The sequence below is a fragment of the Neobacillus sp. BP17 genome, assembly GCF_059579525.1.
In genome coordinates, this window is record NZ_CM184198.1 from 648,997 (window position 1) to 662,337 (window position 13,341).

General features: G+C 39.3%; 10 protein-coding genes. 9 read left to right on the top strand and 1 reads right to left on the bottom strand.

The window, feature by feature from the left end; translation table 11 throughout:
- Nucleotides 1-2 precede the first annotated feature (2 nt).
- The 6 genes from AC4QJR_RS03125 (at nt 3) to AC4QJR_RS03150 (ending at nt 8,445) form a co-directional block, all read left to right on the top strand.
- On the top strand, nt 3-1,604 hold the full coding sequence (locus AC4QJR_RS03125; protein WP_496525248.1) for a glycoside hydrolase family 43 protein: 1,602 nt from the start codon (nt 3-5) through the stop codon (nt 1,602-1,604).
- A 29-nt stretch (nt 1,605-1,633) separates the two neighbouring features.
- Nucleotides 1,634-3,115 carry a glycoside hydrolase family 5 protein gene (locus tag AC4QJR_RS03130; protein ID WP_496525249.1) on the top strand — a complete coding sequence of 494 codons (1,482 nt, stop codon included), beginning with the start codon at nt 1,634-1,636 and terminating at the stop codon, nt 3,113-3,115.
- A 773-nt stretch (nt 3,116-3,888) separates the two neighbouring features.
- A complete protein-coding gene (gene xylA / locus AC4QJR_RS03135) occupies nt 3,889-5,220 on the top strand; it encodes a xylose isomerase (RefSeq protein WP_098576050.1) in 1,332 nt (443 codons plus the stop codon).
- Nucleotides 5,221-5,297: 77 nt separating this feature from the next.
- Nucleotides 5,298-6,797 (top strand): xylulokinase, encoded by a 1,500-nt coding sequence (xylB, locus tag AC4QJR_RS03140; protein WP_496525250.1) that lies wholly within the window; start codon nt 5,298-5,300, stop codon nt 6,795-6,797.
- Nucleotides 6,798-6,845: 48 nt separating this feature from the next.
- A complete protein-coding gene (locus AC4QJR_RS03145) occupies nt 6,846-7,829 on the top strand; it encodes an aldo/keto reductase (protein WP_496525251.1) in 984 nt (327 codons plus the stop codon).
- 13 nt (nt 7,830-7,842) lie between these two features.
- Nucleotides 7,843-8,445 carry a polysaccharide deacetylase family protein gene (locus AC4QJR_RS03150; RefSeq protein WP_098576047.1) on the top strand — a complete coding sequence of 201 codons (603 nt, stop codon included), beginning with the start codon at nt 7,843-7,845 and terminating at the stop codon, nt 8,443-8,445.
- Nucleotides 8,446-8,509: 64 nt separating this feature from the next.
- On the opposite strand, the gene AC4QJR_RS03155 is transcribed toward AC4QJR_RS03150, so the two are convergent.
- On the bottom strand, nt 8,510-9,124 hold the full coding sequence (locus AC4QJR_RS03155) for a YesL family protein (RefSeq protein ID WP_496525252.1): 615 nt from the start codon (nt 9,122-9,124) through the stop codon (nt 8,510-8,512).
- A gap of 175 nt (nt 9,125-9,299) precedes the next feature.
- On the opposite strand from AC4QJR_RS03155, the gene AC4QJR_RS03160 reads away from it, so the two are divergent.
- The 3 genes from AC4QJR_RS03160 (at nt 9,300) to AC4QJR_RS03170 (ending at nt 13,258) form a co-directional block, all read left to right on the top strand.
- Entirely contained in the window at nt 9,300-11,078 is a 1,779-nt protein-coding gene (locus tag AC4QJR_RS03160; RefSeq protein ID WP_496525253.1) for a sensor histidine kinase, read from the top strand.
- A complete protein-coding gene (locus AC4QJR_RS03165) occupies nt 11,044-11,832 on the top strand; it encodes a response regulator transcription factor (RefSeq protein ID WP_496525254.1) in 789 nt (262 codons plus the stop codon). Before AC4QJR_RS03160 ends, AC4QJR_RS03165 begins: the two co-directional genes overlap by 35 nt.
- A 136-nt stretch (nt 11,833-11,968) precedes the next feature.
- Nucleotides 11,969-13,258, top strand: a complete 1,290-nt coding sequence (locus AC4QJR_RS03170) for an extracellular solute-binding protein (RefSeq protein ID WP_496526605.1) — start codon at nt 11,969-11,971, stop codon at nt 13,256-13,258.
- Nucleotides 13,259-13,341 lie beyond the last annotated feature (83 nt).

Sequence of the window (13,341 nt, forward strand, 5' to 3'; positions counted from 1 at the left end):
CAATGAAAATCCAAAATCCTGTATTAAAAGGTTTTAATCCAGACCCTAGCATTTGCAGGGTCGGGGATGATTATTATATCGCGGTATCTACCTTTGAATGGTTCCCTGGGGTACAAATCCATCATTCTAAGGATCTAGTAAACTGGCATCTTGTATCACGTCCATTAAACCGGGTTTCCCTTATTGATATGAAAGGGAACCCCAATTCCGGCGGAGTGTGGGCACCATGCTTAACCTATGCTGATGACAAATTCTGGTTGATTTATTCCGATGTGAAACAACATTCGGGTGCGTGGAAGGACACTCATAATTACTTGACTACTTGTGAAACGATCGATGGTGATTGGAGCGACCCGATCTATTTGAATAGTTCAGGTTTCGATCCTTCCTTATTCCATGATGTGGATGGGAGAAAATACATCATCAATATGCTTTGGGACCAAAGAACGTATAAACACTCTTTTGGGGGAATTGTCTTACAAGAATATTCTCATCAGGAAGGTCGTTTAATTGGAAAGCCCAAAGTGATTTTTGAAGGAACCGACATTAGACTGACTGAAGGACCGCATTTATATCATATCAATGGTTATTACTATCTGCTGACAGCAGAGGGTGGAACGAGATATGCTCATGCAGCAACACTAGCAAGATCAAAAAATATTGAAGGACCTTATGAGTTGCACCCAGATCATCCATTCCTTACTTCCTGGCATGATCCTAGAAATCCTTTGCAAAGATGCGGACATGCCTCTATTGTTCAAACACATACAGATGAATGGTATTTAGCGCATCTCACTGGCAGACCGCTGCCTAAAGATGATAAACCGGTACTTGATTATCGAGGTTTTTGTCCACTGGGGAGAGAGACGGCCATTCAAAAACTTGAATGGCGAGACGGCTGGCCATACGTTGTGGGAGGAAAACAAGGCTCTGTTGAAGTAGAAGCACCAAAGATGGAAGAAGTTAAATGGGAAAGAGATTATGACGAAGTTGATCACTTTGACAGCCCAACATTGAACCATCATTATCAGTCCTTAAGGATTCCATTAACAGATGATATTATGTCCTTAACTGACAGACTGGGGAATTTACGCCTTTATGGAAAAGAGTCATTAACGTCATGCTTTACGCAAGCCTTGGTTGCCCGTCGCTGGCAGTCATTCCATTTTGAAGCTGGTACAGCGGTTTCCTTCCAGCCAAATACATTCCAACAGGCTGCAGGCTTGGTTTGCTATTATAATACAGAAAATTGGACATCTGTTCAAATTACCTGGAATGAAGAAAAGGGCCGGATCATTGATATCATGACTTGTGATAATTTTGCTTTCTCACAACCGCTTCAAGGGTCAGAAATTCAAGTTCCAGAATCGGTTGAGTATGTTCATTTAAAAGCTAAAGTCAAAAAACATACCTTTCAATTCGCTTATTCTTTTGATAACGAAACTTGGACGGATATACCTGTCACCTTTGAATCTTATAAACTATCGGACGAATATGTCCGACTTAATGGATTTACGGGAGCATTTGTTGGTATGCATTGTCAAGATACAAGCGGAACAAGTCAACCTGCTGATTTTGACTATTTTTCATATAAAGAAATTTAGTACATTGCATTGAAGGGAAGGGAATAGTTATGGACTTGCTTCAAGTAAAAAATGAAAAAATTACTGATTCTACTGGTAACACCATTCAACTAAGAGGCACATGTATTGGCGGATGGATGAATATGGAAGACTTTATTAATGGCTATACCGGGACGGAGCACGCTCTTCGTCATACTGTTGCAGAAGTGATTGGTAAAGAAAAAGCTGAATTTTTATTTGACCGGATGCTGCATTACTTCTTCGGTGAAGATGATATTCAGTTTATTAAAAGCTGGGGAGCAACTACCATACGCATTCCTTTAAATTATCGTCATTTTGAGGATGATGAGGCACCCTTTACTTACAAAGAATCAGGATTTAAACGCTTAGACAAGATCATTGATTTATGCGAAAAGTATGGGCTTTACGTTATACTTGACCTTCATGCTGTGCAGGGCTTCCAAAATACTCACTGGCATTCCGATAATGATGTACGTCATAGTTTTTTCTGGCATGATAAAACCTATCAAGACAGATTTGTCTCTTTATGGGAAGAGTTTGCTCGACGTTACAAAGGAAGAGGAGTTATTGCTGGGTATAATGTTATGAATGAACCATGTGTGAATACACCGCATGGCGATTTCCCACATACATTCTTTGGCAATTATCAACCGGACTGGAACAGGATGAATCGTATTTATCGACGTGTCGTTGAAGCAATTCGCGCAATCGACCCCGACCACATTATTTTCCTAGAAGGGGATAACTATTCAAAGCTGTTTGCTGGTTTAGATGCTCCCTTTGCAAAAAATCTTGTATACAGCAGCCATAACTATACAGCAGCCGGTTTCGGACCTGGGGCTTACCCAGGAGTAGCTGATGCGAAGACAGCCCGTGTAGAAAGTGGAAAGTATTGGGATAAGGCTGTCCAAGAGGAAGTATTTTATGATCATCAAGGTACAAAGTTTGTACAAAAATATAATGTGCCTTTATGGGTTGGGGAGTTCGGTTCCGTTTATAATGGACCAGAAAATGAAATTAGGGATCGCCTGGGTGCGATGGATGACCAACTTAGTATCTTTGAAGAATTTGGAGCACATTGGACCACTTGGACGTATAAAGATGTCGGTGTAATGGGATTAGTGACCCTTGATCCAGAATCGGAATACATGCAGAAGCTTTCTTCCATTTTTAAAATGAAACATGCATTAAACACAGACGATTGGATGATTTGGCTGCCAGGCTTTAAGGCAAGACAATCTGTTGAGGAATTAGCTAACCATTTGGAAGAGGTGGTCAATCCGGAAATGTCTCACGCGTATAATCTTTCCAGCCTTTCTCAAGTCATTCTGACTGTCTATGCCGGCGCACTAATCCAGCCAGAGTACGCAAAGATTTTTAAAGAACTTTCTGAGGAAGAAATTGACCTGATCATGCAGTCGTTCTCCTTTAAAAACTGTAAAGTTAACGAAGGCTTGCTCGAGGTATTGAAAAAACACACATATGAAAAAGTTGAGGTAGAAAATAATTAGCGGTAAATGAAGAGTGTCCCCATTTCCCAAGTGAAGGAAAAATAGGGCTAAGCAGTAAATGAAAAGCGTCCCCATTTCCCGAGTGAAGGGAAATGGGGATTAAGCGGTAAATAAAGCGTGTCTCCATTTCCTAAGTGAAGGAAAAAGGGGACTAAGCGGTAAATAAAGAGTGTCCCCATTTCCCGAGAGAAGGGAAAAAGGGGCTAAGCGGTAAATGAAGAGTGTCTCCATTTCCCAAGTGAATGGAAATGAGGATTAAGCGGTAAATGAAGAGTGTCTCCATTTCCCAAATGAAGGAAAAAAGGGGCTAAGCGGTAAATGAAAAGTGTCTCCATTTCCCGAGTGAAGGAAAAAAGGGGCTAAGCGGTAAATGAAGAGTGTCTCCATTTCCCAAGTGAAGGAAAAAAGGGGATAAGCGGTAAATGAAGAGTGTCCCCATTTCCCAAGTGAAGGGAAATGGGGATTAAGCGGTAAATGAAGAGTGTCCAGTCCAGCAAAATTAAGAGATTTCTTCTTCGCATCAACTAAAAAATAGAGCATTTGATAACCTTGAAAAAACATCTGAAAATGCGATCAGATTAATGTATATAGTGTATAAATAAATGGGGATGAAAAAAAAGGAATTATGGCAGATGAAGCTCATGTAAAAAATACTTTCTTAAACTTAGTTTATCTAATAGACAAACTAAGTTTAAGGTGCTATAATCTGATTATAAAGTGAAAGCATTTGCAAAGTTATTCTGAACCCATAAAACTCTAGGAGGAATAATCTCATGGCTTATTTCGAAACAATTAATAAAATTCAATTTGAAGGTGCAGCATCTAAAAATCCATTAGCATTTAAGTATTATAATCCAGAAGAAAAAATAAATGGCAAGACAATGGAAGAAATTCTTCGTTTCTCCGTAGCATATTGGCACACATTTACTGCAGATGGTACCGATCCATTTGGTGTAGGTACAGCAATCCGTTCGTGGGATCACCTGAAAGGATTAGATTTAGCGAAAGCACGTGTGGAAGCTGCATTTGAACTTTTTGAAAAATTAAATGTTCCTTTCTTTGCTTTCCATGACGTTGATATTGCTCCTGAAGGAAGCACGTTGCAAGAAACAAACGAGAACCAAGATGTAATCGTTGCAATGATAAAAGAATACATGAAAACCAGCAAGACAAAATTATTGTGGAACACGGCAAACATGTTTACTAACCCTAGATATGTTCATGGTGCGGCTACTGCTCCGAATGCAGATGTGTTTGCTTACTCTGCAGCGAAAGTGAAAAAAGCGTTAGAAGTAGCAAAAGAGCTTGGAGCAGAAAACTATGTATTCTGGGGCGGCCGTGAAGGGTACGAAACACTTCTCAATACAGACATGAAGCTAGAACAAGATAACTTAGCACGCTTCTTTCATATGGCAGTAGATTATTCGAAAGAAATTGGTTTAAACGTTCCATTCCTAATTGAGCCAAAACCAAAAGAGCCTACTAAACATCAATATGATTTCGATGTGGCTACTGGTCTAGCATTCTTGCAAAAATATGATTTAACAGACTACTTCAAGTTTAATATTGAAGCAAACCATGCTACTTTGGCTGGTCACACGTTCGAGCATGAATTAAGAACAGCTCGTATTAACGGAATGCTTGGTTCTGTCGATGCTAACCAAGGGGATACACTGCTTGGATGGGATACAGATGAATTTCCAACTGACTTATATACAAATACATTAGCTATGTACGAAATTTTGAAGAATGGCGGCTTAGGAAAAGGCGGCTTAAACTTCGATGCAAAAGTAAGAAGAGGTTCATTCGAAGCAGAAGACCTATTCCACGCACACATTGCAGGTATGGACGCATTTGCGATTGGCCTAAAAGTTGCTAACAAGTTAATCGAAGATAAAGTTCTTGATAGCTTTATTGAAGAGCGTTACAGCAGCTATACAAATGGAATTGGCTTAGACATCGTAGAAGGAAAAACAAACTTCCGTGAACTTGAAGCATATGCTCTTCAATTAACAGAAATTAAAAACATCTCAGGCAGAACAGAGCGCCTAAAAGCTTTAATTAATCAATATCTACTAGAAACACTTTCAAGTGTAACTGTTTAATAACTACTTAATATAATCATCAAAAATGTGCTGGCAGTTATTACTCCAGCACATTTTTATAGGAAAGGATGATACGGATGAAATACGTAATTGGTGTTGATCTTGGAACGAGTGCCGTAAAGATATTACTTGTCAATCAACATGGTGAAGTTTGCAAAGAAGTGTCTAAATCATATCCTCTTATTATTGAAAAATCAGGCTATAGCGAACAAGACCCGGAAGAATGGGTAGACAAAACCTCGGCAGGATTAGCAGAGCTCATTGAACAATTCGATGGAGACATAAATGATATCGAGGGCATCTCTTTCTCTGGGCAGATGCATGGCCTTGTTTTATTAGATGAAAACAACCAAGTACTAAGAAATGCCATTCTGTGGAATGACACAAGGACGAGTAAACAATGCCAGGAGATTTACGACGTTGTTGGCAGTCAGCGTTTATTAGAAGTAACGAAAAACCCTGCGCTTGAGGGCTTTACTTTACCTAAAATCCTCTGGGTAAAAGAAAACGAACCTGAAGTATTTGAACGGGCCAGCGTATTCTTGCTTCCAAAGGATTATTTGCGTTACCGAATGACTGGAAATATCCATATGGAGTACTCTGATGCCGCAGGGACTTTATTGTTAAATGTAGCCAATCGTAATTGGAGCAATGAATTAATTGAAACGTTCGGTTTAACTGCTGATTTCTGCCCTCCACTGGTAGAATCACATGCATTTGTGGGTACGGTTAAAGCTGAATTTGCCCAAGAAACGGGATTGTCTGATGCGGTAAAAGTTTTCGCAGGTGGAGCGGACAATGCCTGCGGTGCAATTGGTTCAGGGATTTTGGCGGAAGGTAAAACCTTATGCAGTATCGGTACTTCGGGCGTTGTTCTTTCCTATGAAGAACGAAATGACCTCGATTTTGAGGGGAAGGTTCATTATTTTAATCACGGTGAAGAAAATGCTTACTATACGATGGGAGTAACGCTCGCAGCCGGCTATAGTTTAAGCTGGTTTAAAGATACGTTTGCTAAGGAAGAGGCATTTGAACAGTTATTAGCAGGTGTGGATGAAGTACCGGCAGGAAGCAACGGTTTATTATTTACTCCTTATCTTGTAGGCGAAAGAACACCGCATGCGGATTCAACCATTCGCGGCAGTTTTATAGGTGTCGATGCTTTCCATGAGCGTAAGCACTTTGCCCGTGCAGTGCTTGAAGGAATTACCTTCTCCTTGCATGAATCGATTGAGATTTTTAGAAGCAGCGGTAAGACGGTTGATTCTATTATTTCTATTGGCGGCGGAGCGAAAAATGACACATGGCTGCAAATGCAGGCAGATATTTTTAACGCAAAAATTGAAAAACTTACAAGTGAGCAAGGTCCTGGAATGGGGGCAGCGATGTTAGCTGCTTACGGCTGCGGCTGGTATCCTTCCCTAAAAGAATGTGCGCAAGAATTTATTCAAACTTCAAAAACCTATACTCCGATTCAAGAAAATGTGGAAGCATATAAAAAGCTATTTACCATTTATCAACATGTTTATCCACAAACAAAGGAATTGAATGAGCAATTAAGAGAGTTTAGAAAGTAACGGAGAGCTGGCCTAGGTCAGCTCTCTTTATAAAGGAGTGATTAAAAAATGAATTATCGTGAACTAGGTAATACAGGAATCATGATTAGTGAGGTTAGTTTTGGCACATGGGCAATCGGTGGTGCTTGGGGGAAAACAAATGACACAGAAGCACTGAAATCTTTGGAATATGCCATTGATCAGGGGGTTAATTTTTTTGATACGGCCGATGTATATGGGGACGGTCATAGTGAAGAGTTACTGGCCAAAGCCACAAAAGGCAGGGAAGACCAGATTTATGTCGCAACAAAGTTCTGCCGTCAGGGTGATATTCATGATCCAAAAAATTATAGCTATGAAAAAGTTAGTGCCTATTGTGAAGATAGCCTTCGCCGTTTGAATAGAGAGGCGATTGATTTGTATCAAATTCACTGCCCGGCAACGGAGATTTTAAAAGATGGCAGTGTTTTTGAAGTATTGGATCGGCTAAAGCAGGAAGGAAAAATCCGTCAATATGGAGTTAGTGTGGAAACCGTTGAAGAAGGGTTAATTTGTTTGGAATATCCAAATGTTAAGAGCCTGCAAATAATCTTTAATATGTTCCGCCAAAAGCCATTAGAGAAATTAATCCCGGAGGCTTATCAAAAAGGGGCAGGGCTTCTTGTTAGATTACCGCTTGCCAGCGGTCTACTTACTGGTAAGTTTACGGCCGAGCATGTTTTTGAAGCTGATGACCACCGCCATTTTAATGAAAATGGGGAGGCTTTTAATGTAGGAGAAACCTTTGCAGGCCTTGGATTCCGAAAGGGAGTAGAATTAGCTGATCAGTTAAGGTGGATTGGCGAAGGCAGGAAATCGATGGCAAGTGCGGCACTACGCTGGATTTTAGACCAAAAAGAAATTACTTGTATTATTCCTGGGTTTAAAAATGTGAAACAGGTCGAGGACAATCTCTCAGCACTTGAGACAAAACCTTATTCAGAAGATGAAATGCAAGAGATTGAACGTTTCTATCAGGAAAAAGTAAAGGGTCATATTAGAGGTCCGTATTGAGGGGTTGTTCATAATGATTCACGCTGTTCCTACATCGCGTAAGGCAGTGGCGATTACGTTTGATGATGGGCCCAATCCCATCTACACACCTCAAGTATTAGAGATATTTTCGGAGGCAGCTGGGAAAGCTACTTTCTTTATGATTGGTGATCAAATGAAGAAAAATCCTGAGGTGGTAAAACAAGTGGCTGCCCTAGGACATGAAATCGGAAATCATACGTTTACCCACCCGAAATTATCTCTGTTAAGCACTGCCGAATGTTTAGAGGAAATCGAACAAAATGAGGTATTAATAAAGGAGCTGACCGGACGAAAGCCAGTTGTCTTCCGGCCTCCTTACCTCGATTATAATCAGGACACAGTTTCATTACTCATGCAGAAGGGATATCCGATGATTGGTGCAATAAATTTAGAGGCACAGGACTGGGAACAACCCGGTGTGATGCATATCCTGGAAAAATCAAGAGAAGGGATCAAAAATGGCAGTATTTTCATTTTTCATGATGGCTATGGGGACCGTTCAGAAACGATAGAAGCAGTTCGAATGCTAGTTACCGAGTTGACATTACAAGGCTATCAACTTGTAACAGTGAGTGAACTATTAAAATTGGCATAAAAAGAGGAAGCACATTAAGAGTTTGTGCTTCCTCTTGCTACTTCAGTTTCTAATAGTATGAGTGTTAAGCTGCGGCCTGCCCTTTTTTCTTTTCGATTTTTTGAAAGGCTAGATAACAGGATGCCATGATGATTCCCGCCGTAATGCTCCCGCCAAAGATAAACCATAGTGCGGGTATAAACCTCATGACAAAGATTGCAGCGATAAATCCAATGATCATCATCATGTTAGGAACCGGATTCACTATCATGATGAAGAAAGCGTTTTTAAACATCTGGCTAAATTTCACTTCATAGTGAACGTAAACGGGGAATATATACAAAACTGTCATGACCATCGCGAAAATAATTAAGTATAAAGGAATTTGAATGCTTGTACCGATTTTGATATAGTTCAAATCAATATAAATAATACTGGCTAATATAGTGAGAGCCAATCCTAATCCATTACTTCTAAGAAACTCTTTTTTATAGGTGCTCCAAAAGGTTTGAAACACTGGGATATCACTTTCACCCATGATCCATTTCCGAATAACCGTAAACATCGCAGTGGTTGCAGGGCTAATTCCAAACAACCCGAGTCCAAGGAGAGAGCAGCCAATCCATAATAAATTAACATAGGCAAACTTAGTGATCCACTCGGTCAGGGTATATAGACCACTCATCGATAGCTTATTCATAAAAATTCCCCTTCTTTATGGTGCTTAGTTTTATATAATTATAGACGATTGAACCTGGATTGAACATGACTAACTTTTAAAAAAATTAGCAGATTTTTGATTTATCAAAATAATATTACAGAATTCGACAAATTGCGGTATAGTAGTCTCAAAACCATCCTAGAAGGGTGATTATATGTTCTCAAGATTACAAAAATGGAACACATTACGAAATCAAATTCTCATCGTATATTTAGTCGTTATGCTGATTGTCTTATTAATTGTTGGATTGTTAACTTTTAATAGAGTGTCAACTTTGCTGAAAAATAATGCCGAAAAACAAATTCAGCAGACAGCAGTCGAGGCAAATGGAAGATTAGAATCTTTATATAAACAAATTAGTACGGCCTCAAAACTGGTCATGACGAATGATACGACTCAAAGAACCTTAACCAAGGCATATGGAGGAAACCCTATTTCTTTTACCGAGCGCCAGCAATTAAAAGGAATTGTGAATACCATACAAGCAAATACAGAGGGGATTTTTTCCTTTGAACTTTATACCAATACGATGGACCGTTTAATTCCACTAGATGATACGAATCTAGTCACTAGGATTGACGGGAAGTGGATCCAGCAGGCCGATAGCGAGAATGGACGACTGGTTTGGATTGGTGATGATCCGCGTAACTCAGATAACATCCTCGCTTTAAGACGCGTGAATTTAATGGGGCATGACTACGCAAATGGCGGATATCTGCTCATTAGTATTTATCGAAATTATCTACAGTTTGTGGACCAAGACGAAACCAATATTGAAAACCAGTACTCGATATTATTAGATCAAAATTCAAAGCCGATTCTATCAAACTACCAAAAATCTCTTAAACCAATTTTAAACAATGAAGCTCCGACTCTTTCACTGAATAATCAGGAGTATATGATGACAAAACAAACGTCTTATCAAACCGGGTGGACAATGGTCATCTTAACCCCTGTTAAGGCTCTTACAAAAGGAATAAGTGTATTACGTTCGGGAATAGTTATATCTGGGATTATTGGCTTCGTTATCTTTTTGATTAGTTCGCTCTTTTTATCCACTTTTATTACAAGGCCGATTATTAAATTAACGAAAACGATGCAGCAGGCAAGCGCAGGTTCATTAACGATGAACCCAAGCGTTACCACGGTAAACGAAATTAATGAATTAAATAGTACTTATAACCAACTGGTGAAAGAAACCAATCATCTGATTAAAATGGTGTATCAAAAGGAAATTACCCGAAGTCGGAGTGAATTAAAAGCATTACAAGCGCAAATTAATCCTCATTTTCTGTTTAATACATTGGACGCCCTTAAGTGGACGCTAGAGGATAAAGATGAGGAAGAACTGGCAGAGTTTGTCGTTGCCATGTCCAATTTATTCCGTTATACGATCACCAAGCAAAACGATGGAGATTGGGTTTCTATAAAGGACGAAATCCAACATATTGAAGACTATATGGAAATTATGAAGATGCGTTTCGGAGATCACTTAAAATGGAATTTACACATGCCTGTTGAAACAGGGCACGTGAAAATTCCAAAACTGTTGATTCAGCCGTTAGTTGAAAATGCAGTTCTCCATGGAGCAGGAAATACGATGAAACCATGTACGATATCGGTTACCATACAACCAACGGCGGATCAAGATTATTTGCAAATACTTGTAGTGGATGACGGCCCAGGTATTAATCAAGAAAAATTAGACTCTATTAAACAGGCTATTCAATCAGGCGGGATCATCTCTAAAAACGGTAACGGAATGGCGATTTCCAATGTACACAAACGTTTAGAATTATACTATCCTGATCGTCTAAAAAGTGGACTTGCCATTATGAGTGAAGTAAACATTGGAACAACGGTTTCATTTGTCATACCGGTAAAGGGGGAGGAAGACCATGTTGAATTCAAAGGCAATTTTGATCGTAGATGATGAACCAAGAACCCGCCAAGGATTAAAGAAAACATTGGATACTTGGGCAAATGGACAATATAAAATAAATACAGCTTCGAATGGAGATGAAGCTATTGAACTGATGAAGCAACATAAAGTGCATATTCTCATCACAGATATCCACATGCCCGAAATAACGGGTTTACAATTATTAAAAATCGCCAAAGAACAAAATATATCCCCTGTCATCATTGTGATTTCGGCATATTCTGAGTTTGAATATGCCCAGGAAGCCCTTCGTTTAGGTGTTATTAACTATTTACTAAAACCCATTAGTAAAAAAGCGTTAATAGAGGCCGTGGAGGAAGCGGTTCAAACGGTGGAGAAAAAGGAACGGGCAGGATTGATTGAGAAAGTGGTGGATACGAAACTCGTTGATGCGAATGCCCAAATTCCTTCTAATCGTGAACCTGTCAGGGAAGCGATAGATTATATCAACAACCATTTAAAAAATGAGCTATCCCAAAAGGAAGTAGCCGATCATGTTCATTTAAATCCGAGTTATTTAAGTGTCCTATTTAAAGAACATGTCAAATTAACCTTCAGTGAATATGTAACCCGGCGAAGAATCCAGCGAGCAAAGGAACTATTGGTATCTACTAATCTTCCCATTAACGATATTGCAGAAGAATCCGGGTATAAAACGGCTAAATATTTTATTAAGATCTTTAAAGAACTAGAGGGAATGACACCAAGTGCATACCGAAAGGATAATAATGAAAAGGCTTTCTAAAAATAGTAGTATTTTTCCTAATCGTTGTGACCTATTTTTCAGAACTGTCTGAATGTAGACTATAAGTGTAAGGAATATCTAGAAAAGGTCATAGGGGGGAATCACATTGTTAAAAAAGAAAACGGTTGCAATATTTATGTCTGTAATCATGCTTGTCTCTCTAGTGCTTGCGGGTTGCTCTTCCTCAAGTTCATCCAAGGAAAGCAGTTCAGATGGCAAAAAAGTTATTAAATTCATGCATTTATGGCCGGAAGGCAGCTCGAATGCTCAATTCTCCATAGTAAAAGACATCATTAGTGAATATGAAAAAGATCATAATGTAAAAATTGAAACAGAAATTTTAAATCCTGATCAATACAGAGAAAAGCTTAAGGTGTTAGCTTCATCTAATGAGCTTCCTGATATTGGGATGACTTGGTCAGATGGGTTCATTAAGCCTTATGTAGAAGGTAATATGTTAGCACCGCTAGATGATATCGTAAGCGGAGATGCAGATCTTAAAGATGCATTTATCCCAGGTGTTAAAGAATCATATGCAGTGAACGGAAAAACATATGGTCTTCCACTAGAATTAAATATTTCCTACGTGTTCTACAACAAAGAAATTTTCAAAAAATATAATCTCGAAGTTCCAAAGACTTTCTCCGAGTATAAACATGTTGTGAAAACTTTAGCAGATAATGGTGTGATTCCTGCGACGGTTGGTGCAAAAGACGGCTGGCCAGCATCTTTCTGGTTTATGTATCTAGCTGACCGGATTGGCGGATCTACCATTCTAACAGATGTAATAAAAGGGAAAGCAAAAATGGATGATCCGGCTATCGTAAAAGCAGCTGAAGAGGTACAAAACCTAGTTGATATGGGCAGTTTTGTTAAAGGAGCGAGCGCATTATCAAATGACGATGCTAAAGGATATTTCATGAACGAACAAGCAGCGATGTTCTTAACAGCTACATGGGAGTTGCCGAACTATACAACAAGCCCAGATGTTAAGCAAGAATTTAAAGATAAGATTGGCTATTTCAAGTTCCCAACTTATGAAGGCGGAAAAGGGACAAGCATCAACAGCTATGTAGGCGGCCCTGGAGTTGGTCTATTCGTAGCTAAAGATTCTAAAGTTCAAAAGGAAGCAAAAGATTTTGTGGGCTATCTTGTGAAGAGATGGGGAGAAAAATCAGTTACCGATGCTGGTGTTATTCCTGCAACGAAAGTAGACACATCTAAGCTGGACCTTGCACCAATGTACATTGATATCTTGAAAGATTTAAGTGAAGCATCAAACGTAACAACATATTTTGATACTCAATCAAGCCCGGCTGTAGCAGAATTACACCACGACTTAATGACAGCACTATTCGGAAAACAAGTGACACCGAAGGAATTTGTTAAACAGCATGCGGATGAACTTGCTAAAGAGAAAAAGTAAAAATTGGCCTAATAAATCTAAATGAAGGGGGCATACAGGTTATGCCCCCTATCATTTTAACTTCTTTTCAAATGGCTGTGTTA

Coding starts and splice junctions, on each gene's coding strand:
- AC4QJR_RS03155 (WP_496525252.1), bottom strand. CDS start 9,124: ATGAATAAGCTATCGATGAGTGGTCTATATACCCTGACCGAGTGGATC.
- AC4QJR_RS03125 (WP_496525248.1), top strand. CDS start 3: ATGAAAATCCAAAATCCTGTATTAAAAGGTTTTAATCCAGACCCTAGC.
- xylB (WP_496525250.1), top strand. CDS start 5,298: ATGAAATACGTAATTGGTGTTGATCTTGGAACGAGTGCCGTAAAGATA.
- AC4QJR_RS03165 (WP_496525254.1), top strand. CDS start 11,044: ATGTTGAATTCAAAGGCAATTTTGATCGTAGATGATGAACCAAGAACC.
- AC4QJR_RS03170 (WP_496526605.1), top strand. CDS start 11,969: ATGTCTGTAATCATGCTTGTCTCTCTAGTGCTTGCGGGTTGCTCTTCC.
- AC4QJR_RS03145 (WP_496525251.1), top strand. CDS start 6,846: ATGAATTATCGTGAACTAGGTAATACAGGAATCATGATTAGTGAGGTT.
- AC4QJR_RS03130 (WP_496525249.1), top strand. CDS start 1,634: ATGGACTTGCTTCAAGTAAAAAATGAAAAAATTACTGATTCTACTGGT.
- AC4QJR_RS03150 (WP_098576047.1), top strand. CDS start 7,843: ATGATTCACGCTGTTCCTACATCGCGTAAGGCAGTGGCGATTACGTTT.
- AC4QJR_RS03160 (WP_496525253.1), top strand. CDS start 9,300: ATGTTCTCAAGATTACAAAAATGGAACACATTACGAAATCAAATTCTC.
- xylA (WP_098576050.1), top strand. CDS start 3,889: ATGGCTTATTTCGAAACAATTAATAAAATTCAATTTGAAGGTGCAGCA.